The sequence below is a fragment of the Paenibacillus sp. TAB_01 genome, assembly GCF_043945595.1.
Classification (GTDB): domain Bacteria; phylum Bacillota; class Bacilli; order Paenibacillales; family NBRC-103111; genus Paenibacillus_S.
Genome location: NZ_JBIFNP010000001.1, coordinates 3,866,277 through 3,888,032, shown reverse-complemented (window position 1 = coordinate 3,888,032; position 21,756 = coordinate 3,866,277). Strand labels below are relative to the sequence as shown.

At 53.5% G+C, this 21,756-nt stretch carries 14 protein-coding genes and 2 pseudogenes; 10 read left to right on the top strand and 6 right to left on the bottom strand.

From position 1 onward, the window contains the following. Positions 1-32: 32 nt before the first annotated feature. Complete coding sequence (locus tag ACHHV8_RS18750) at positions 33-1,334, bottom strand: AAA family ATPase (protein ID WP_395160494.1); 1,302 nt, start codon at positions 1,332-1,334, stop codon at positions 33-35. 178 nt (positions 1,335-1,512) lie between these two features. Between ACHHV8_RS18750 and ACHHV8_RS18745 the strand changes: the two are divergent. The 3 genes and pseudogenes from ACHHV8_RS18745 (at position 1,513) to ACHHV8_RS18735 (ending at position 4,228) form a co-directional block, all read left to right on the top strand. Further along, positions 1,513-1,988 (top strand): annotated as a pseudogene (locus tag ACHHV8_RS18745) (glutathione peroxidase). 351 nt (positions 1,989-2,339) lie between these two features. Beyond that, positions 2,340-3,170, top strand: coding sequence for an ATP-dependent sacrificial sulfur transferase LarE (larE, locus tag ACHHV8_RS18740; RefSeq protein WP_395160492.1), 831 nt, complete (start codon positions 2,340-2,342; stop codon positions 3,168-3,170). Between the two features lie 59 nt (positions 3,171-3,229). Then, on the top strand, positions 3,230-4,228 hold the full coding sequence (locus tag ACHHV8_RS18735; RefSeq protein WP_395160490.1) for a 2-hydroxyacid dehydrogenase: 999 nt from the start codon (positions 3,230-3,232) through the stop codon (positions 4,226-4,228). Positions 4,229-4,487: 259 nt separating this feature from the next. On the opposite strand, the pseudogene ACHHV8_RS18730 reads toward ACHHV8_RS18735, so the two are convergent. Then, positions 4,488-6,649: pseudogene (locus ACHHV8_RS18730) on the bottom strand (HelD family protein). A gap of 248 nt (positions 6,650-6,897) precedes the next feature. On the opposite strand from ACHHV8_RS18730, the gene ACHHV8_RS18725 reads away from it, so the two are divergent. From ACHHV8_RS18725 to ACHHV8_RS18695, 7 genes are all read left to right on the top strand, one after another. Then, complete coding sequence (locus ACHHV8_RS18725; protein ID WP_395160488.1) at positions 6,898-7,854, top strand: ABC transporter permease; 957 nt, start codon at positions 6,898-6,900, stop codon at positions 7,852-7,854. A 39-nt stretch (positions 7,855-7,893) separates the two neighbouring features. Continuing rightward, positions 7,894-8,763, top strand: a complete 870-nt coding sequence (locus ACHHV8_RS18720) for a carbohydrate ABC transporter permease (protein ID WP_395160486.1) — start codon at positions 7,894-7,896, stop codon at positions 8,761-8,763. A gap of 131 nt (positions 8,764-8,894) precedes the next feature. Beyond that, positions 8,895-10,460: a type 2 periplasmic-binding domain-containing protein gene (locus ACHHV8_RS18715; RefSeq protein ID WP_395160484.1), complete on the top strand. Its 1,566-nt coding sequence runs from the start codon at positions 8,895-8,897 to the stop codon at positions 10,458-10,460. A 101-nt stretch (positions 10,461-10,561) separates the two neighbouring features. Beyond that, positions 10,562-11,581, top strand: coding sequence for a response regulator transcription factor (locus ACHHV8_RS18710; protein WP_395160482.1), 1,020 nt, complete (start codon positions 10,562-10,564; stop codon positions 11,579-11,581). Continuing rightward, entirely contained in the window at positions 11,578-13,266 is a 1,689-nt protein-coding gene (locus tag ACHHV8_RS18705) for a cache domain-containing sensor histidine kinase (protein ID WP_395160480.1), read from the top strand. Before ACHHV8_RS18710 ends, ACHHV8_RS18705 begins: the two co-directional genes overlap by 4 nt. Positions 13,267-13,573: 307 nt before the next feature. Further along, positions 13,574-16,066 carry a type IA DNA topoisomerase gene (locus ACHHV8_RS18700; RefSeq protein WP_395160478.1) on the top strand — a complete coding sequence of 831 codons (2,493 nt, stop codon included), beginning with the start codon at positions 13,574-13,576 and terminating at the stop codon, positions 16,064-16,066. 44 nt (positions 16,067-16,110) lie between these two features. Then, positions 16,111-16,533: a DUF4395 domain-containing protein gene (locus ACHHV8_RS18695; protein WP_395160476.1), complete on the top strand. Its 423-nt coding sequence runs from the start codon at positions 16,111-16,113 to the stop codon at positions 16,531-16,533. On the opposite strand, the gene ACHHV8_RS18690 is transcribed toward ACHHV8_RS18695, so the two are convergent. The 4 genes from ACHHV8_RS18690 to ACHHV8_RS18675 all read right to left on the bottom strand — a co-directional run bounded on the left by ACHHV8_RS18690 (position 16,534) and on the right by ACHHV8_RS18675 (position 21,521). Beyond that, a complete protein-coding gene (locus ACHHV8_RS18690) occupies positions 16,534-17,454 on the bottom strand; it encodes a GT-D fold domain-containing protein (protein WP_395160474.1) in 921 nt (306 codons plus the stop codon). An 89-nt stretch (positions 17,455-17,543) separates the two neighbouring features. Next, entirely contained in the window at positions 17,544-18,053 is a 510-nt protein-coding gene (gene trhA, locus ACHHV8_RS18685) for a PAQR family membrane homeostasis protein TrhA (protein ID WP_395160472.1), read from the bottom strand. Positions 18,054-18,411: 358 nt separating this feature from the next. After that, a complete protein-coding gene (locus ACHHV8_RS18680; protein WP_395160470.1) occupies positions 18,412-19,755 on the bottom strand; it encodes an N-acyl-D-glucosamine 2-epimerase in 1,344 nt (447 codons plus the stop codon). 383 nt (positions 19,756-20,138) lie between these two features. Beyond that, positions 20,139-21,521, bottom strand: coding sequence for an IS110 family RNA-guided transposase (locus tag ACHHV8_RS18675; protein WP_395160468.1), 1,383 nt, complete (start codon positions 21,519-21,521; stop codon positions 20,139-20,141). Positions 21,522-21,756: the final 235 nt, after the last annotated feature.

The window sequence follows — 21,756 nt, the reverse complement described above, 5'->3', positions numbered from 1 at the left end:
GTACGAATTCAACTTCACTTTTGAAACGCCGCTCACAAGGTGTAATCATAATGAACGCCTGGAATTTCCCGGTCGAACAGCGTCCGGTACAGGCCCTGCAGCGTCTGCAGAATCCGCTCCCCCTGAATACGGAGGCGGGTATATTTCACCGCGAAGGTATCGGTATGGCGGATCAGGAAGTTTTGGTTGCGGATGTATCCCGGCAAATCCTTCTCGCGCTGCTGCCATTGGACGAGCTTGCCGCGAAGCAGCCGTGCCGTCTCCTCCAGCTCTGTCCGGCAGCGCTCCAGCTTGTCGCGGGTTTCCTCCTGGGCTTCCTTGCTCATCTTGGCCCCGACTTCCTTCTTGAATTGGAAGGAGTGCAGCTCATCCTCCATGCTCAGCCATTGCTTCGCCGTCTGGTCATAGGTATGGAGAGGGAGCTCGCGCTCCGATTCCTGCTTCAACGCTTCCTGAAAGCACTGCTGGAACAGCTCTGTGAGCACATTCAAATCCTCAGGGAAGTCCCACAGCATATGCGGAGTGTATACGGTATCCCAGACATTCACCGTATCCCGGCAGTTCAGTGCCGCCGAGGTTTTCCAGACCTGGCCGATTTTGCGCCAGCGGCGGTCCGATAAGGCGAACTCTTTGGCCTCCATCCCGGTTTTCAGCTGATACAGCATATAAATGAGCGATTCCGGGATCGTCACCTTGTCGGAGGCTTGACGGATCGCTTCCACATCGCGGAGCGTCAGCAGGGAGGGGAGCGGGTCGGACGGCAGCTGGAACATCTGCTCGTAGCTTGACATGTGCTTCAGGAAGCCGACCTCGTAGCGAATCAGAAAACGGTCGTAGAGCGCCGTCAGCTGATCGTTTTCCTCCGGCAGCTCGTTGGAGGCCGCCATAAGAAAGACGAGCGGGGAGTTTTCTTTTTCCCTGCCGTTAAAAAAGACCCGTTCGTTCAATATGGACAAAAGCGCGTTCAGTATCGCGCTGTTCGCTTTGAAAATTTCATCGAGAAAGGCGAAATCCGAGGAGGGCAAATAGCCGTCGGTCTGCCTTACGTATTGATCCTGCTTCAGCTGCTGAAGCGAAACCGGCCCGAACATTTCGTCCGGCGTCGTAAACCGCGTCAGCAAATAATCGAACCAGCGGCCGCTGCCGAACAGCTGGGAGACCGCCCGGGCAAGCTGCGATTTGGCGGTTCCGGGAGGGCCGATCAGCAGGACGTTTTCCCGGCTCATCAGACCGAGCAGAAGCAGCCGGATCAGCTCCTCGCGTTCCAGAAACCGGCTTTCGAGCAGCCGGATCGCTTGCTCCATTTTGGATTGGATCGTCTCAATTTCATTCATTGCAGGGGCCTCCTTCTAGGTTTTGCGGCAGTACGGCCCGTCGGCATTTCGCCGAATGGCCGAGACGTAGGTATATTGTAACAAAATTGGATGCAGGATACGAATGATGCATGGATTTTTATTCCAGCGGGGAACGTGATAAGATGGACAGGATGAGATAAATAGAGGAGGCTTTGCCATGTCAGCCATTTATGAGCTTACCGTACCTACGCCGGATGGAGGCGTCAAAAGCTTTAGCGAATATAAAGGAAAACCGGTGCTTCTGGTCAACGTTGCTTCCAAATGCGGCTTTACGCCGCAGTATGCGGGATTGGAGAAGCTGAATCAGCAGTATAAGCAGCGCGGTCTAGTCATTGTGGGCGTGCCGTGCAACGATTTCGGCGGGCAGGAGCCGGGAACCAGCGAAGAAATTCAGCAGTTTTGCAGTTTGAATTACGGCGTTACTTTCGAGCTGCTGGGCAAAGTGCACCTATTGGGAGAAGACAAGCACCCGTTATATCAATGGCTGACAGAGCACGCCGAGCCGCAGGGCGACGTAAATGGAACTTCGAGAAGTTTTTGATTTCGAAGAACGGCGAGGTGGCCGGCCGCTTTTCCAGCCGCGTAGCCCCGGAGGATGCGGAATTGATTCAGGCGATTGAGCAGCAGCTTTAAATGTCAAAGTGAACCGCCCTTGCTTTAAATGAGCCGGTATCAGCAAGCCAAAATCCCTTTCGCCGCCGCCCTGATCCGAGCAGCGGAGAAGGGGATTTTTACCGCGGTCCACGACGATTTGAAGGGGCCGCATTTCGGCTTTTGCCGGATCCATCTAAAATTTAAAGGGGACAGATGCCTGTTCCCTCTTTTTCTATGGAGAAAAAAGGGCTATAATAGGGAGCAGACTTATGTTGGTTATTTATGCACACGATTGCAAAAACATCTGCCGCTCCGTATCCATGGAGTATAAGTTCAGTTTGTATACAATTTTGAGCACTGAGGGTGCCCAAATGTTCAGGAGGAATCGAGATGGAATCAATGGAACAGAAATATGCGAAGCTCGGAGAGATCCTGAATTCGATGGAACAGATCGTGGTCGCCTTTTCCGGCGGTGTAGACAGCGCTTTTTTATTGAAGGCGGCGCTTGAATTTGTCGGTCCGGAACGGGTATTGGCCATTACCGCCGATTCGGAAACGTATCCTGTCCGCGAAAAAGAGGAAGCGATTGCACTGGCGAAGGAGCTGGGCGCTCCCCATGTCGTTATTCATACAAGCGAGCTGGATATCCCGGGGTATGCGGAGAATCCGACGAACCGGTGCTATTTTTGCAAAAACTCGCTGTTCGACCATCTGATCCCTATTGCCCAGGACCGCGGCTATCCTTATGTCGTGTTCGGCGCAATTGCGGACGATTTGGGCGAGCATCGTCCCGGCCTGCAGGCAGCGCATGAAAAAGGGGTTCGGGCGCCTCTGCTTGAAGCGGGCATTACGAAAGCGGAAATCCGCCATATGTCCCGTCAGTTCGGTCTGCGCACCTGGGATAAGCCTTCCTTTGCCTGTCTGTCTTCGAGAATTCCGTATGGCGAAGCGATCACGGCGCTCAAGCTGTCGATGATCGATCAAGCGGAGGATTTCCTGATCCAGCTCGGCTTCAGACAAGTGCGGGTCCGTCAGCATGACAATTTGGCACGTATCGAGGTGCCTGCATCGGACCTGGCTCAGGTGCTGGCCGTTGCCGAAACCGTTCATGCGAAGCTGAAAGAAATCGGTTACGCCTATGTAACGATGGATTTGAAGGGGTATCGCTCCGGCAGCTTGAACGAGGTGCTCTCTCCGGAGCAGCAAGCGGTTCAGGCGTAAGAAAGCAATAAGCGCATTCGTACTTGGGAACACGACTAATAACAAGGCAGGTGCTCTAAATGACGAAACCGAAAGTATTGTTAACGCGAAAATTGGCTGAACCGATCCTGGCGTATTTGCAGGAGCATCTGGATTGTACCGTATGGGACAAGGAAGGCTCGATGCCCAGAGCGGAGCTTGAAGCTAGCATTCACGACTATGAAGGCGTCATGCTGTCCGGCGGCCCGATCGACGCGGCTTTTCTGGATAAAGCACCGAGACTGCGGGCGGTCAGCTCCGTATCGGTCGGCTACAATCATTTCGATGTAGAGGCGATGAAAGCAAGAGGCGTGATCGGAACGCATACCCCGTATGTGCTTGACGATACGGTTGCCGATCTCGTGCTTGCGCTGATGCTGTCGGCAGGCAGAAGAGTGGCGGAGCTGGATGCTTTCGTCAAGCAGGGCCAATGGAAGAAAGGCGGCGTCAAGGAAGAGCAGCTGTTCGGTATGGATGTGCACCATGCGACCATCGGGATTATCGGCATGGGCCGCATTGGCGAAGCGATCGCCAAGCGTGCGGTGCACGGCTTCGATATGAACCTGCTTTACCACAGCCGCAGCGCCAAGCCGGACATTGAAGAACGGTTCGGCGGACGGTACTGCTCGCTGGAGGAGCTGCTGAAGGAAGCGGACTATGTTGTGCTGATGACGCCGCTGTCCCCGGAGACGGAGCATTTGATCCGTGCCGAGCATTTCGACCTGATGAAGCCGACTGCGTTCTTCATTAATGCTTCCCGCGGGCAGACGGTAGACGAGCAGGCCTTGATCGATGCGCTGCAGCAGGGCAAAATCCGCGGCGCAGGACTCGACGTGTTCGATCAGGAGCCGGTCTCGCCGGACAATCCGCTGCTTCGCATGCCGAACGTAGTGACACTGCCGCATATCGGCTCCGCTACGAGCCAGACCCGCTACGGGATGGCCAAAGTTGCGGCCGAGAACCTGGTCGGCGCGTTGACCGGCGGCAAAGCTCATGTCGTGCCCGAATTGAAATCGTTAGCTGTGAACACCGCGAAATAATAATATTATTCATCCCGCCGCATACATAGCGCGTTTAGCTTTAAAAGTGGGCTGAAGCGGCAGGCACACGAAAACCCGTATCCATTCTCTCGCAATAGGGGAGAGAATGGATACGGGTTATTTTTGCTGTGCCGGGTTGAATATTGTCATTATCACGATAGGATTTCTTCAATACCATGTTGACGTTCTTATAAGCTTAAACAATCTATGACATGAAAAAAAACGCCCGATCGTCTCGGGCGTCACTGATCAAGCTATATCACGCATGCCAAGCCACGAAATCCCCGGAAATTCCTTCGAGCAGCGGCGAAGGGGTGCCGTCATACCAGAGCTGCAGGTCATGCAGAGCGCGGGTACAACCGACGTACAGCAGCTTTGCATCCTGCGGCGTCGCGGTATAGGAGTCTTCATCCGCATCGAGCACGATGACGGCATCGAATTCCAGCCCCTTGGCCATAAAGGAAGGCACGAGAGAAATCCCGCCCTGGTACTGCTGCCCGCCGGCGCCAATCCGGTTGACCTGCACTCCCCCCTCGGTCAGCCGTTTGTACAGCTGTTCGCTTCGGCGCTCCGTACGGGTCAAGAGGGCGATGGTCGTCGTATCCTTCGCTTGAAGCCTGTCGATTTCCTTCCGCAGCTCGTCAGTCAGCTCCTTATCCGAAACGCGCTTGACCTGTACCGGGTCGGCGCTGCGGAACACCGGAACGGCCAGAGCGGTCGTCTGCTCCAAGCCGTTTTTCAACACTTCGTTGGCGAAATAAATAATTTCCATCGTGGAGCGGTAGCTCCGGTTTAATTGGTAGTAAGCCGTCGAGCCTTCTTCAAACAGCTCGCTGAATTCCTTCCAATCGCGAATCCCTTGGTAAGCATGAATCCCCTGGGACAAGTCGCCCAATATCGTGAACGATTGGTTCCGGGTATGAAGCCTCAGCAGCTCCACCTGAAACGGCGAGAAATCCTGTGCTTCGTCAATCACGGTATGATCGAAGGTCAAATCGCCGTGAATGCCGAAAAATTGCGACCGGATGTAAAGCAGCGCGGCCAGATCCTCCGGCTGCACCGTTTTTTTCTTCAAATATGCCTGGGTCGAGGCCAGCAGCTCTGCAGGCATCTCCGATTGCAGCTCCTTCGTTAAGAAGGCAGGCGGACCGTCCGCCCGGAACAGTTCTTTATAAAAGGTAAAAGGCGTATAAGCCGTCCATTGCTTCGTGAAGTCCCGCAGCTTTGCCGAGCCTTTCTTTTTATAATCCTTTTTTAGATCGGACCTCCCACACCTTGTCGAGCTCCATTTCCATCCAGCGCTTGATCCGCGCGAGCACGCGCTCCCGCCGCTTCATCAGCGGCTCATGCTTGTTCTCCACGTGATACCACTGGTAGATCGTCGCCTGCTTTAGCCGGCTGCCTTCCCAAGGAGTAAAATCCGCCGCCGGCACGGCCGCCTTCTCGTACTGAGCCAGCGCCTGCTCAAGCCAGCCTTTACAACGAAGCGATCCTTTGAACCGGCCCGGTGCCGTATCGTCCATTGCAGGTCGGCCGGGACCGGTTTGAAACCAGTAATGCAGCCGTTCGGACTGGTCGGCCAGCTTCATTTCATGATCCAGCAGCTCCAGCGCCCAGTCGGAGAAGGTCGTTTGCTGAATATGTCCGACGCCAAGCTCCGGCAGCACGCCCGAAATATAATCGAGGAACATCCGGTTCGGCGCGAAGATGATCATGCGCTCGGCCTTCACCTGATCGCGGTATTGATACAGCAAGTAGGCAAGACGGTGAAGCGCCACGGTTGTTTTACCGCTGCCCGCAACCCCTTGAATGATGAGGGCGGTATTTTTGACGGCACGAATAATCGCATCCTGCTCGGATTGAATCGTTGAGACGATATCGCGCAGCTTGTTGTCTTTATTTTCTCCCAAGCGGTACAGCAGAAACTCGTCGGTAACGGCCATCGTATCACCCGAGCGGTCAAAGGTATCGACGACCCGCTGCAATATTTGCTTGCGGATCACCAGATTTCGCTTCAAATAGACGAGTCCTTCTACGAGACCGTCCGGCGAATCATACGAGACGGCATCGGTTCCTCCGGTAAAGGAATAAAACAAGCTGGCTACCGGGGCGCGCCAGTCGACGACCATCAGCTCCAGCGTAGGGTCACTTTTCCACGCCGACCTTCCCGATATATAGAGGAGCAGGGGCTTGATGGCCGTTTTCCTGAAAGTCCAGTCTGCCGAAATACGGCTCCGTCTGGGCGACGGCCAGATTGCGCCGGCGGGTATCACGAATCGATTCAAGAACCTGCTCCGTATGATCCTGCCCCGTGTAAGGCGGGATATCCTTCAAGACGGCAAGCTGCCGGTCAATTTCTGTAAACGTTTCCTCTAATCGCTTCAATTCTTCATCGTACGCGCTCTGCACGCTGGCTTCCAAGCTAAACAACCTCCATTCATATCCGTACGTATTTTGAGACACAGGAGATTAAATATAACATAGATGATTTGGGATGTGCAACCGTTCAATAGTCTTCATGAACTGCTGGGGGAAGTCCGAGCCCGGTCCGCACAAAACGTAAAAAAACACAAGACAGCGGAAAGGAGTCCCTAGCTGACAATAGAACCCGGCGGGTAAGATGAAAGGCATAGACCGGCATTATTGACGACTAGAGGAGAGGTGTACGAATGGCAGGCAAGATTCAACCGTCGGATACGATTCAGGCTGCTTTTCCGAATAAAAAAGCACGGTGGACGTCCGCACGTAAATATTATCCGTTATATCTGATTTCCATCCCCGGTATTTTATTTTTTATTGTGTTCAAATACATCCCTTTGATGGGATCGGTCATCGCTTTTCAGGATTACAACATTTTTAAAGGTATTACAGGCAGCCCGTGGGCAGGACTGTCCCATTTTCAACGGATGTTTGCGTATGATGAATTTTTGATGATTTTGAAAAATACGCTGTTGATCGGGCTGTACGATCTGTGCTTCGCATTTCCGGTGCCGATTGTTTTGGCGCTGCTGCTTAATGAGCTCCGGTCGGCGATGTACAAGCGGTTCGTGCAAACGGTCATCTACATGCCTCACTTTTTGTCCTGGGTTATCGTCGGCGGCATTGTAGTCGGACTGCTCTCCCCGACGACCGGCTTCGTGAATCACGTGCTGTCCATGCTCGGCATCGAGCCGATTTATTTCCTCGGCGATAACGCGTACATCCGTTCGATACTGATAGGCACAGGCGTCTGGAAGGACAGCGGATGGGGAACGATCATTTATTTGGCAGCCATTGCAGGCATTAATCCGGACATTTATGAAGCTGCGGAGATCGACGGCGCCAACCGGCTTCGTCAGACCTTGTCCATTACCGTTCCGGCGATTTTGCCGACGATCACCATCCTGTTCCTGCTGCACATCGGCAACTTCCTCGATTTCGGCTTCGAGCGCGTGTACATTTTGCTTAACCCGCTGAACAGCCAGAATGGGGAAATTATAGACACTTATGTGTACCGCGCGGGACTGGTCGACCGGCAGTACAGCTATACGACGGCTATCGGGCTGTTCAAATCGGTTGTCGGCTTCCTGCTGATCTTTATCGGCAATACCTTCAGCAAGAAAGCGACCGGAGAAGGACTGTATTAAGATCTTATTTTTATTACGAGCAGGAGGTACGACTTATTTATGATTATCAGCCGGGGCCAACGATGGTTCAACAGGTTCAATACCGCTTTATTAACTTTGCTCGGATTAACGATGGTGCTGCCTTTGCTGCATGTCATCGCCCAATCTTTCAGCAATAGCGCTGCGATTAATATGGGTCAGGTTTATTTCTGGCCTGTCCATTTCACCGGGGCGAACTATGCTTCCATACTCAAGGACCCGTCCATATGGATCGCATTCCGAAACAGCGTGATCATCACGGTATGCGGAACGTTGATCAATTTGACGGCGACAGCCTCTCTTGCCTACCCCTTATCGAGGCAGGAATATGCCGGCCGCAAAATCATTTTGATTCTGGTCTTGATTACTTTGATTTTTCATGCGCCGCTCATTCCGAATTATTTGCTTCTGAAGCAGCTGAAGCTGCTGGACACGCTGTGGGTGCTTATGATTCCGACTGCGATCAGCGCGTTTAACTTGTTCGTGATGCGCTCCTTCTTTATGAATCTGCCCAACGAGCTGATCGATTCGGCAAGAATCGACGGCTGCGGGGAGATGCGGATTGTATGGAATGTAGTGCTGCCGCTCTCGAAGCCCGCTATGGCGACGATGGGGATTATGTATGCCGTTGCCAACTGGAATACGTACTCCGCCGCCATTTACTACATCAACAACCGCTCGCTGATCCCGCTGCAGGTAAGACTGAGGGAAATGGTCATTACAGACCAGTTCGGCGCTTCCGATTCCGCGCTTGAATCCGCCCTGAATTTATCGCCGGAGGGGATGAAGATGGCGGTCATAGTCATCGCAACGATCCCGATTATGCTGGTTTATCCGTTCCTGCAAAAGCACTTTATCAAGGGGATGCTTGTAGGCTCGGTCAAATCGTAAATAAAGACAACCGCCCGTAATTTAGTCCGTGGGCTCCTTCGATGCAATGGGTTATGATGCCTGTAAGCGTATTCAATCATCTTGGATTTGAATATCACTTTTAGTACAATGTGAAGGAGAGAAGGGGTACGATGAAAAAAAAGGTAAGTCTGGTCATGGCTGCGGTGCTGGCTGCAGGTTCGCTGGCGGGCTGCTCCAGCCAAGGCAAGGAGCAGGCAAGCGGCACAAACGGAACAACGGCGGATAAGGGGCCGCTGAAATTTTCCATTTCGCTGCCGACGACGACGGGGGACGGTTACGCGCAGCGCTCTCCCGACCTGAACAAGGACAAGTGGGTCCAACGCTTGAATAAGCTGACCAACACGGAGCTGGACGTTCGATTAATTCAACGGGAAAAAATGAGCGTCCTGTTTGCCGGCAACGACATTCCCGATGTGCTGGGCAGCCTGGACATGCCGACAGGCAAAGATATGTCCGGTTCCGTCGAGGCAGGCGTATTTATGCCGCTTGACGATCTCTTGAAGCAGTACGCGCCGAACCTGCTGCAAAAAGTGCCGAAGGCGGCCTGGGACTCCGTTTCCTATCAAGGTAAAATCTATGCCATACCGGATTATTTGACGAACCCGTCGCGGCGCGGTACGTACATTCGGACGGATCTGCTGGAGAAGACGGGGCTGCCGGTACCGAAGACGGTCGACGATTTCCTGAATGTCATGAGAGCGTTTAAAAAGCTCGGCGTAGAAAATCCTTATCAAATGCGTGAAAACTTCAAATATGCCGATGTCATTCTGGGGGCTTTTGACGTATTGCCATACAAGGATCAGTTCGAGAAGCAGGGCGACCAGATCGTACCGAAGTTTTTCGATGTGGAAAATACGCAGAAAGCGCTGCAGACGATGAAAACGATGTACGATGAAGGGCTGATTCCGAAAGATTTCGCGACGATCTCTTCCACCGATTACAGCAAGAACATCAACGCGGGCAAGGCGGGCATGTCGTCCGCCAATGTCGGCACCGGGCTGAAGGATTTCCGAACCAGCATTAAAGCGGTCGACCCTTCGGCGAAGGTCGATGTCATCGCATCTCCGAAAGGGCCGGAGGGCAAAGGCGGATACTTCCTGTACGCCCCGATGGTGCGTGCGTTCTATATCAATAAGAATGTAGGTCAAGATAAAGCTGCGGGCATCATGAAATTTTTCGAGTGGATGACAACCGACGAAGCGGCCAAGTTTTTCAGTCTCGGGGTGGAAGGCGAGAACTACACCGTCGAGAATGGGAAGATCAACTACAAGTTTCCTGCGAACAAAGAGGAGACCCAGGAAGAGGGCTTCCGTTACGGCACCTTGTGGATGGCGCAGGATGCCACCTATAATAAAATACAATTAGGTCTGAATCAGGACGGACAGGATATTTTGAAAGCGTTTGACACGGTTCTGTCCAAGGAAGGGCTGCCGGGTATCGGCTTCTATCCCGATTTGAAAGCTTTCGCGAAATATCCCGATCTGACTCCGCTGGGAGACACCGGACCGAAGCTGATCATCGATCACATGGTCAAAATGATTTACGGCAAGGAATCGATTTCGGATTGGCCTAAAGTCATCGAAGAGTACAAGTCGAAAGGCGGAAACGAGATTATTAAAGAAGCTACGGAGCGTTATAACAAGAAGGACGGCGTTTCTATTTTCAACAATCAATAAAATCATCAGGCATCTGCCCGGGAAGCACCGCTTCGGGCAGGTGCTTTTCCCGTTTTATGAAATCTGTGAAGCACAACGAAACGAAGGAGGCCCGAAAGAACATGCAGCTGCTCATCGTTGATGATGAACCGATTATACGAAAGGGCCTGGCCCGGATGGCGGAGCAATATTTCGTGCCCTTGCAGGGCATTCGAACGGCGGATAACGGCATAAGGGCGCTGGAGCTGATCCGCGAGCTGACGCCGGATGTGGTGTTCACCGATATCCGCATGCCCAAAATGGACGGACTGGAGCTGTGCCGGCACATTTATGAAATGGACGAACGGATACAGGTAGTGGTCATTTCCGGCTATAACGATTTCACGTATGCGCAAAAAAGCATGTCCTACGGCGTCAAGCATTATCTGCTGAAGCCGGTGACCAAGCCGGATATGGATGAAATACTGGATAAGCTGTTCAAAACGAGAGCCAAAGGCTACATTTCGCTGCAAAAATACGAGGATTGGATCGACCGTGCCGAGCAGGCGATCTGGATGCTGAAATCGGCGGAGCTGGAGCAGCTGACGAGCGAATGGGAAGGCTACTGCCTCCAAGCGGACATGAATTTGTCCCAGACGAAGGAGCTGCTGGCGGACTGCTTGAAAATGCTTTCGAAGCGGCTTGCGCGCAAATCGGCGGCCGTCGGGCCAGCCGCCCCGGAGCTTCAGGCGGGCAGCAAGGCGGAAGCGCTGCACTCTTTTGGAGCGGAGCTGAAGCGGATGCTGGAGGAGCTGGAGCTGAACCGGAGCGGGAACTACAAGGACCCGATGACGGAGGCAAAGGCCTATATCGACAGCCATTTGTCCCGGGAGGTGACCCTGGAGGAGGTGGCGGAAATGGTCGGGCTGACGCCGACGTATTTCAGCTCGCTGTTCAAGAGGATGACGAACGAAACGTTCGTACAGTACCGGATTAAAAAGCGGATCGAGAAGGCGCAGTCGCTGCTCGCCCTGCCGCATGTCAAAATGAGCGATGTGGCCTCCGAGGTAGGTTATGAGGACTACCCTCATTTTACGAAGATGTTCAAGAAAATGACCGGCTTATCGCCGTCCGAATACCGCAGCCAGCTGGGGATTAAATGATGAACGGGAACCTGTCGAAGAAGCTGTTTACTTACTTTCTGGCGGTCATTATCCTTTCGCTGACCTCGGTCGGCATGTTTACTTATACGCGTTCCTCGAACGAGCTGAACGACCAGAGCGGCAGGCAGCTGTCGCAAATCGCCAACAATGCCTTGTACCAGACGGACTTATACCTGCAAACCTATGAGCGTGCTATGATTTCCTTGTTGTCCAATAAAGACGTAAAGCAATTTATCGACATGCCCGTAGTGGAAGGCTACGATTACTATAATTATTCGTCACTGATCAAAGAGATCGGAATGAAGCCCATCTTCATCCGCAACCCCGAAGTGATAGCCATTTATATTCTCAGCTATCACGGCAATGCCGTGCTGGGCTTGAACAGCGGCTACGAGCAAACGATGAGTCCGAAGGAGGTCAACAAGCACCTGGCTCAGCTCAAGGATAAGACGAACAACGACGGGACGCTTACCGTCATGAACCGGACGATTCTGCCTGAACGAACGAACTCCACCATCACGCTGGCCCGCAAAATCAGGGGGCTCGGTTCAACGGAGTTCAACGGGATTCTGGCGATCGAAATCCAATCGAAGGACTTATCCACGCTCTGGGGAGGCATCGACCTGGGCGAAAACGGCTATTTCTATATCGTCGATAAAACGGGGGAAATCGTCTACCACCCCGCTGAGCAGAAGATCGGCACGCGCTGGCCGGATTGGATGGAGACGCAGCTTCAAGGCGCGGACTCGCAGACCTTTGAGGGCGAGGAAGAGGGCGAGAAGCGGATGTTCGTTACCCGCAAGTCGGACTACTCGGGCTGGACGCTGATCGTCTCCATGCCACTGGACGAGCTTCAGAAGCCGGTAGCCAATATCCGGACGACGACCATTGTTGTCGGCCTGTGCACCCTGATTGTAGCCCTATGGCTGTCACACCGGTTCGGGCGCTCGATCACGAAGCCGATCCGGGTGCTGAAGGACGGCATGCGGCAGACGGAGAAAGGAAACTGGATGACGATCCCGGTATCCGCCGATCCGAAGGGCGAAATCGATCAGCTGACGATCAGCTATAACCGGATGGTCAGCCGGCTGTCGGAGCTGGTCGAGCAGGTATACGAAGCGGAGCTGATCAACCGGGAAACCCAGCTGGAGCGGCAAAAGGCCGAGTTTCAATCGCTGCAGATGCAGATTAATCCGCATTTTCTGTACAACACGCTGGAGACGATCGTCTGCTATGCGGCGCTGAAGGATTCAACGGAAATTACCGAGATCGTCAAATCGATGGCTTATATGCTTCGGTACTCCGTTCAGACCAATCTGGAGGAAATTACGGTCGCTAATGAGTTAAAGCATATTCTGAACTACACGGTCATTTTGAAGCACCGGATTGAGAGGGAGTTTGAAATCGATGTCGCCGTGCCGCCGGACTATTTGTTGAAAAAAATGGTGCGGCTTACGCTGCAGCCGCTCGTAGAAAATGCGTTTCAGCATGCGTTCCCTGACGGGATGGAGGACTATCATTACATCCGTATCGACGCTGGGGAGCGGGACGGGCTTTTTTGGGTGACGGTGGAGGATAACGGGGCGGGAATGACGCAGGAACAACTGCATAAGCTGCAGCAAAAGCTGGAAACGAACCGGCTGGCCGAGGATGACGGAGCACAGGCTGGTTCAAGGGAGGCATAGGCGTCGTCAATGTGCACCGCCGCATTCAGATGGTGTTCGGCGAGGCGTACGGCCTGCGTATCGAAAGCAAAGAGGAGGAGGGGACGAAGGTATGGCTGCTCATGCCGGCTTCCGCTGATTGATGCTTGGACGAGCTGTGGTGTAACCGCATCCATGCGAGTCTTCGAACCGGGCGATTTCTTATCGGAATCGGAAAAATTTGGATGCCGGGCTTTCACCGGCGGTTTACAAAACCGGAATTTTTCGATACGATGGGCGGAGAATGGGAACCAGAGAGCACTACCCAAGTAGGGAGCGAATTGAAGGCGTGAAAACTTTAGTTATTGCGGAAAAACCGGATATGGGGCGGAATATTGCCGCGGCGATCGATCCGAAGGCGAAGAACCACCGTACTTACATTGAAGGAGAGCAATATATTATTACATGGGCGATCGGGCATCTGATCGGATTAGCCGAGCCGGACGCCTATGACGACCGGTATAAAAAATGGAACTTTAACGACCTGCCGATCATTCCGGACCGGTTCAAGCTGGTGCCGAACCCGCGCACGAAGGATCAGCTTAAGGTGATCGCAGAGCTGGCAAAGCGGAGCCAACGGCTCGTGAACGCATGTGATGCCGGGCGGGAAGGCCAGCATATTTTTTCGCTGATTCAGCGGCACCTGAAGCTCAGCCATCCGGTCAAACGGCTGTGGATTTCCGATTTGACGCCGGAGACGATCCGCAGAGGCTTCGCGGAGCTGAGGGAGGGAGCGGATTACGACAATCTGACCCGAGCGGCCAAAGCCCGCAGCGAGGCGGATTGGCTGATCGGCATGAATGGGTCCCGCGCGTTTACGACCAAGCATAATGAGCTGCTTTCCGTCGGGCGGGTGCAGACGCCTGTGCTTGCGATCCTGTATGACCGGCAAAAAGAAATCGAGGCGTTCAGCGCCAACAAATTTTACGATGTCGAAGCCCTCTTTACACAGCCCGGCGGGGCGGGGCAGCCGGATAACGAATACAAAGGCTTGTGGCAGGGCGAGCGGATCACCGATCCCGCCAAAGCCGAGGCGCTGGTCGCCAAGCTGAAGGGAAAGCCGGGACGCATCGCAAGCTATGAAGTGAAGGATACGAAGGAGTATCCTTTCAAGCTGTACGATTTGACGCTGCTGCAGCGGGAGGCCAATGCCAAATACGGGTTTTCGGCCAAGAAGACGCTCGATATCGCCCAGGCTTTGTACGAGAAGCATAAGGTTATCAGCTACCCGCGGACCAATTCCAACTATGTGACCGAACAGAACATTCCGGAGATGCACCGGTCGCTGGATCAGCTTCGCGGTACCGCATATTCCGAGCTGGTAGAACAAGCGGATAAAAGGTTCGTTCATAAAAATAACAAAGCGGTATGCAATCCCGCCAAGGTCGAGGATCACCACGCTATTCTGCCGACGCATAAGAAAGCAAGCGGTTTGTCCAAGGATGAGCAGCAGGTATACGATCTGGTTGTACGGCGGTTTTTATCGCATTTTTTCCCTGCCGCCGAATACAAGGTCCACACCGTGCTGACCGAGGTGGAGAAGGAGCTGTTCAAGAGCACGATCAAGCAGCTGCTTTCGCTTGGCTGGAAGGTCATTTACGCCGATCAGAAGAAGGAGAAGCCCAAGAAGGGCAAGGCGGGAGAGAAAGCGGATGACGACGAGCAGGCTGCGGAGGAGGAAATCAGCACGCCGTTCAGGCTGAACGCCGCCGAAGGCGTGCAGTGCGCCGAGATTGCCGCCAAGGAAAAGGAGACGCAGCCGCCTAAGGCTTATACCGAAGGCACGCTGCTGAAGGCGATGGAAGGAGCCGGCAAGCAGATTGAGGACGAGGAGCTTCGGGATGCGATGAAGGACTCCGGGCTCGGAACGCCGGCGACGCGGGCGTCCGTGATCGAGCGGCTGAAGCAGGTCGGCTACATCGTCATGCAGGGCAAGCGGATTGTCATTACGCAGAAGGGGAGAACCGCGGTAGAGCTGATTCGCGGCGCCGGCGTCGATCTGCTGACGTCTCCCGAAATGACCGGACACTGGGAGCGAAGGCTCAACGAGATTGCCCGCGGCCTGGCCTCGGACGAACAGTTCATGGCTAACGTGAAGAAATTCACGAACCTGATCGTCGATAAGGTTCGCGTGCAGTCCCGTGCTGCGAAGCAGGCGTTCGAGGGAGCCTCTGCGGAGCCGGCAGGCGCCGCCAAGCGTACGCGCAGGCGCGGTACGGCCGCCGAAGGCACGGCCGCAGCGCCTGCGAAGCGCACGCGCGCACGCAGCGGCAGCGAAGCCGCCGAAGGCACGGCCGCGGCGCCTGCGAAGCGCACACGCGCACGCAGCGGCAGCGAAGCCGCCGAAGGCACGGCCGCGGCGCCTGCGAAGCGCACGCGCGCACGCAGCGGCGGCGAGCCCGTGGCAAGCCCGGGCGGCCCGGCTGCAGTTGCGGCCGGCACGCCGGTCTCGGCCAGGGCGGCCGAGCCGTCCGGTGCCGTAAGGCCGCCAGCGCCGGTGCGCGCCGGCATAGCGGCGTGTCCTCGGCCCGGCTGCACGGGGCGCATCATCATGGGCAAGCGCGGCTACGGCTGCACGGAATACAAAGCAGGCTGCGGCTTTGTCATCTGGAAGGAAAGCTTCGGAGCGGACTTGTCCGAAACCGCAGTCCGCTATTTGATCGAGAAGGGCAGCACCGCGCGGATGATGCTGAAGGATGCCAACGGCCATCCTGTGGAAGGGCGTCTTGTGCTGCAAGACAAAAATACCGGCCAGCTGAGGCTGGAGCCGGTATCCTATTAATCTTGTGAAACGATCCTATATCTTTGGAAAGAAGGTGTCGATGGATGACGGCAAGCAAAGAAATTCCCATTCCTTACGTGCGGGCCAATCAGACCGGTATTGTTCTATTTATTGTGCTCGGTATCATTTTACAGCAGCCGGCATGGATTATTGTTCTTTGGTTGATTCAGGTGGCCGGACTGTCGCTTGGTGCGCGCGGGAATCTGTTTATCCGTCTCACGGCACCGCTGCTCGCCCGGAAGGCGAAGCAGTCGGCCGGGGAGGCTGTCGAGCTGCAGCGGTTTAATAACAGTATTGCAGTCGGATTGCTAACGATTGCCGTCCTGTGCTTTTGGATCGGCCCTGCGTCCATTGCAGGCTATATTTTTGCAGGTATGGTCGCTCTTGCCGCATTTATCGCGATCTGCGGCTTTTGCGTGGGCTGCTTTCTTTATTTCCAATATAAGCAGAACTTCCGAAGACGCTGATTACCGCACGACAGGGACGGACAACGACTTTCTAATGAGCGGGGCGTGTCCGCGTCCCTTTTGATTCCGGGTCTGACTTAGAGGATGACTGGGCCGACTCGCAATACGGGAAAATACGAATTTTTTTATTCGAATATGTCCTCCCAGCCTAACGATCGACGCCGTTTCGCTTCGCTTTTGGTTTTTACGCAAAAAGCGATGCTTGAACCGCTGCCGGTTGTTAGGCTTTTTCCATTCCTTCGGATTGGCGAACGCATCCATCATATGCCCGATTTCCACCGCGCTTACCCGCAGCTCTCTTTTCAGCCGCGAGCATAGAATCCGCCCCGGGACGCTGGCACCGACAAGAACAAGATTGTACTTGTGACGGTGGGCGCGGAGACGGCGCATGGCTTCGCCCAAGCCGTCGGCATGATCCAGATTGACCGTCAGGACGACTTTAAAGCCTCTTTGCTTTAGTTGGCGGGCCGCGTCGGCGGACGCCCGGCCCACCAGTGCGACGCGGCATTTATGAATCAGCCGGTGCAGATAGCCCTTTTCGTACAATTGGTCGTTAATGAAGGAATCTGCGATTTTGCGCGGCTTCCATCCGGACATCTCCATGTACATTTTAATGAGCTTCCGGCTTTCTCTATAGTGGGAAAGCCCCACGATATCCGAGGCGTGTACGGCACGATCCAAATGATCCAAAAGCTCGGGGGAAGGGGGAAGCCGGATGCCCAGAAAGGGGGCAACCTTATTCAAGGAATCCACGTCATGCCGGGCCAGCAGCTTTGCCATGACATCGCCGAGACGGATGACGGAGATCGGTTTGTTCTGCTTGACGGACCGTCTGACAAGACGGTAAACCGTTTTGGCTCCAAGGGTTTTACGCCCGTAGAACCGTTCAATGACTTTTTTGCGTTTCCCTTTGTTCATCATGTCTGCAACCCCTCCAGTGCATTTACTAGCTATTGTATTAAGGGGTTTGTCTCCGGTGCACCTAAATCCTTGCTATTCTATGAAATTGGTTATGCGTACATAACATAAGCATAGACTGCTATAAAATGGCATAGACTTCCAGCTAACACGAACGTATGCCAGACCGCATGATGATACCGGAAGCCCCGCCAAAAATAAAATACGGATCCGGTACTGTACAGCAATAAGCCGAGCAGCAGCCAATGAATTCCCTGCGGAGGCAGCGCTTGGCGAAGCGGGGGGATGACGGGAAGAAGCAGCCAGCCCATCCCCAAATATTGAACAATCGACCAGGCCATAAATCTTCCGGGGTATCTCAGCTTCAGCGTGATGCCGAGCAATGCCAGAATCCAGATGAAGACAAGCAGGACGAAGCCGAGCTTACCGCGTACGGCGATAAGCAGCAGGGGCGTATAGGTTCCGGCAATCAGCAAATAGATAGCGGCGTGATCGAGTATCTCCAGACGCTCCAGGACGCGGGGATTTCGTGCGCAGTGCAGCGCAGTCGAGCAGGCATACAGGACGAACAGGCTGGCTCCGAAGGCAGTGCCTCCCAGCACGTGGTGTCCAGTGCCCGTTTTTAAGCGCTTGGACTACCAGCAGGTACAGCGCGGGAAGGCTGAGCAGCGCCCCGATTCCGTGACTGACGGCGTTCGCCGTTTCTTCATTTTCGTAGGCTGCCGTTGAAGACATGGCGGGGCTCCTCCTTTGATTTCATATGATTGGCTTACGGCATACCTCTTTGGGTATTGGCCGTTAGTTCTTTTGTACAGAGCCTGCGGCTATCTCCTTGTCTGCAAAGCGCAGGCATAAAGATAGCTTTTCCCAGTTACGCCTGATTTCATAAGCATCCGAACCCGTTGAATCAAAATAAACCCGTCCTGCAATGAGCAGAACGAGTCTGAGGGCTGTCCTTGGCTATCCTTCGACTTTGACGATTTGCGGCTTGGTAAGCACATTGGCGTGCTTGGACGGGAACAAATACAGCTCAGGCGTATCCTGGACCTGCGATACGGACAGCTCGAACGCTCCGCGCGGGAATCCGGGGCTGTCGCAGACCAGCAGCAGGTTGCTTCCGTCCGCTTCCAGAGCACGGACATGATACTCGGCATCCGTTCTGTCATTCGCTTGGTTAATTCGAAATTTTCCTTGCGTCAGCGCCGATTCGGGATCCACTCTTTTGCTGAACTGAAGCTGCAGCAGCTCGCTGCCTTTGCGGACGGCGCGCAGGGGAACCGGGGCTTCATCGTACATATAAAGACCGAGATGGTACTCATAAGCCGTCCAGGTAGAGTAGCCCAGGCCGGCTGCCGTATCGGCGAACGCATCGAGCCATCGCCTGCCGCGCCGCATGGAGCGCAGGGATCCGATATCGGCCTGGATTCCGAGGGGAAGGCCGGGATGGAAGGCTTTCAGCTTGGCTGTAAACGGCTCGTAGCGCCGGATATAATCGGGCTGGAGACGCATGCGCATCCAATCCGGCCAATGGGTCTGGATGAAATGCACATCCGGCCGGACGATGGAAACCATCGAGAAAGCGTCGTTGCCCTGGAACTCCTGAAGCTTCTCGACGGAATCGGGGCCCGCGTCAACGGCAAGCGACCAGGTTGCGACGGCTATATCGGGCCGCGCCGCCCGAATGCCCTGCTTGCCGTTAATCCATTCGTTCAAGTAACGATTGACGGCCTCTATCCGGAAATCGATCCAATGCCGGTAAAGCCCCGGGTTGTTCTTATAGTAAAGGGGAGAGGAACGGTATTTGAATTCGGGCATCTCGAGCCCGTACCGCTGCTTGAAGGCTGCCCTGGCGTAGGGTCGTAAGTCGCCGTACACGCCGCTCGACAGTCCGTTCCACTCGGGAAAATATGGCTCCGCTATTTCTATGCCGTCAAACGGGTAAGCCCGGATCAGCTCGGTGAGGGCCTGCTTTTTCCATGCGACATAACGGTGGCTGAACGGTGACAAGCGGGTATACCCGTCGTTGACCGGCTTCAGCAGGGTCATCTGCCAATCCGGCCAGTCCTTGGGCAGATGACCGGTCGTATAGGTGCCGTTGCCGAGCACCATCGCCCAGACGGTGAACCCGTTCGCCTTCAGCCGTTCAACCAGCTTCCGGTTCACCTGCGTTTCGACGGTAACGAAATAATGAACCACCTTGTACCCGGCTAACGCTAACTCATCCGCTATGCTTTGCTCGGAGCGGTTCTTATAATAAGGGAAGGTCGGATCGATTTGAATGGAAGGTCCCAGCATATGTTTCATTGGCGTTCCTCCTGTTGATAGAAGAATCCGGTCCTTAGCTAGTATGAAGCCGGAGCCTTTTTTTAACATATCAGCGTACTATGTCAAATAGTTTTTTAGATATTTTGAGCAACCTAAACAGACCTATGTCTTTGGATTTCCAAAAAAAGTTAGCAACTGACAGGAAAACGATAGACAGAACTGGTCTTTCTCGGATTTGAAGAAAATAGCCCCTATTTCAATCCTGCGATGCAATCTGGCTGAGTGCAGAATCTACGCTAACGTACAATACGCATTAACAGGACGAGGTGGATAAGGCTAATTTTCGAGGTCCGATGGCCTCATGAATTTATTCGATCTCTCCTCAATCCCAGAAAGACCGGCACTGTCGTTTGTACTTAAAGTTAGGCAGCAGCCTGTAGAGCTGATGAAATAAAGCAGTTGTACTTCAATTTCTTGTTAATCTCCGTAGTGATCTGGTAGCTCGAAATTTGCGATGCAAAGTAAGCACGATCTCGCAGCATGGCAAAGGCAATTTTAAGCATCTTATTCCCCATGGCAATGAAGATAGAACGCTCATGCTTTCCTCGGGTTTTCAGACGATCATAGAACGACTTCAAATCCTTGTTATGAAGACAGAGGTTGCGACCAGCCAAAAACACTACGTAGCGAAGATGGCTGTTTCCTTGCTTAGAAATATTCCGGTAGGAACCTTTGCCACCGCCTGTCTGCTTGATGATGGGATTGGTGCCTGCTTTTTTTATTAATTGGCCAGCATGAGTAAAGTGGGATACGTCCCCCATTTCAGCGTAGAGCTCGGCTGATGTAGACACACCTAGACCAGGGGCGGTCAGGAGCAGCCTGCCATCGGTTTGAAGGAGTAGTTTTTCAATTTCCTGATCCAGTAACTCAATCTTGGCATCAAAAGCATCAAGGTCGCTTAGCTTCATTTTAAGTAGCATAAGTTCGGGACGCAGTTCTTCCAGATTACGAGAAAGGGATTGCTCGGCAACATACAAAAGCTTGTGTATGGCTGTTTTACGCAGCTTTAGATTATGACGTATGGATAGCTTACGAAGCTCACTCTCACCTAAATTTAGAACCATGGATGGATGTGGATAGTGCTCCATGAAGAAGAGAGAGGCCTTACCCCAAAAGTCACTGAACACTTTAATCTTACGTGCTTTACCTTGACTGTGGTCAGCATAACCTTGATATTCACGCCAGATAATGTCCATAAGATTACGGATCTCCATGCGAAATACAGAACGTTTACGAATCTCTGAGCGTCTGGCTCTGGTAAGGACTAGGAGATGACGCTGAATACCGTCCAGCAAACGAGTCTCCGTAGCTTTATTGCTTTTAATCGCATGAGCAATTGCCACCAAATCAAGGTCATCGGTCTTACACCAGTTAAGAGCGCTAGCTCTTTCTTCATACGTAGAGTAGGGGTTGAAGATTTGCACTTGATACCCATGCTTGGCCATTTCGCGAATTACATCTTCATAGTAATGTCCAGTAGCTTCAATGCCGAGAAAGATGCGCTGCGCCTGAACTGCAGCAGCTGCACGATCGATGTTTTTAAGCAAGACTTGCATGCCAGATTCACAGACTGAGAAGAAGAAGGGTCTTTCAATCACGTCACCAAAATAATTGCAAATGAGGGCTTTCTGATGAAGTTTAGCTGCATCAATAGCGATGATGAGGACCTGTTCAAGATTTACGCCACGCAGTTGTTGACTATACTTAGCACCCTTGGTACCCTGAATGTGTGAGGATTTCCCCATGTGACTCCAACCTCCTGTGGTGGGATAGGTATAGATTGAAGTTTCCCTGTCAGGTGCTTCTTTCTTCGGTAGTCGCTGGGAATTTCCTCTTTTTGTGTTGATTATATTACACGCCAGAATTTATATGTTTTCGGGGCCCCGCAAAGTATCTGAGTCGCTTCGAAGCATAAGCCCCGCTTTGTGGGGTTATTTTAGAAGCAGCGTTTTAAGGCATACCGGTATTTTAGTATTGTTT

Bases quoted from the DNA above. Each gene is read 5' to 3' on its own strand.
- ACHHV8_RS18720 (WP_395160486.1), top strand. From the start codon at position 7,894: ATGATTATCAGCCGGGGCCAACGATGGTTCAACAGGTTCAATACCGCT.
- ACHHV8_RS18750 (WP_395160494.1), bottom strand. From the start codon at position 1,334: ATGAATGAAATTGAGACGATCCAATCCAAAATGGAGCAAGCGATCCGG.
- ACHHV8_RS18725 (WP_395160488.1), top strand. From the start codon at position 6,898: ATGGCAGGCAAGATTCAACCGTCGGATACGATTCAGGCTGCTTTTCCG.
- ACHHV8_RS18710 (WP_395160482.1), top strand. From the start codon at position 10,562: ATGCAGCTGCTCATCGTTGATGATGAACCGATTATACGAAAGGGCCTG.
- ACHHV8_RS18675 (WP_395160468.1), bottom strand. From the start codon at position 21,521: ATGGGGAAATCCTCACACATTCAGGGTACCAAGGGTGCTAAGTATAGT.
- ACHHV8_RS18715 (WP_395160484.1), top strand. From the start codon at position 8,895: ATGAAAAAAAAGGTAAGTCTGGTCATGGCTGCGGTGCTGGCTGCAGGT.
- larE (WP_395160492.1), top strand. From the start codon at position 2,340: ATGGAATCAATGGAACAGAAATATGCGAAGCTCGGAGAGATCCTGAAT.
- ACHHV8_RS18735 (WP_395160490.1), top strand. From the start codon at position 3,230: ATGACGAAACCGAAAGTATTGTTAACGCGAAAATTGGCTGAACCGATC.
- ACHHV8_RS18680 (WP_395160470.1), bottom strand. From the start codon at position 19,755: ATGAAACATATGCTGGGACCTTCCATTCAAATCGATCCGACCTTCCCT.
- ACHHV8_RS18695 (WP_395160476.1), top strand. From the start codon at position 16,111: ATGACGGCAAGCAAAGAAATTCCCATTCCTTACGTGCGGGCCAATCAG.
- ACHHV8_RS18705 (WP_395160480.1), top strand. From the start codon at position 11,578: ATGATGAACGGGAACCTGTCGAAGAAGCTGTTTACTTACTTTCTGGCG.
- ACHHV8_RS18690 (WP_395160474.1), bottom strand. From the start codon at position 17,454: ATGATGAACAAAGGGAAACGCAAAAAAGTCATTGAACGGTTCTACGGG.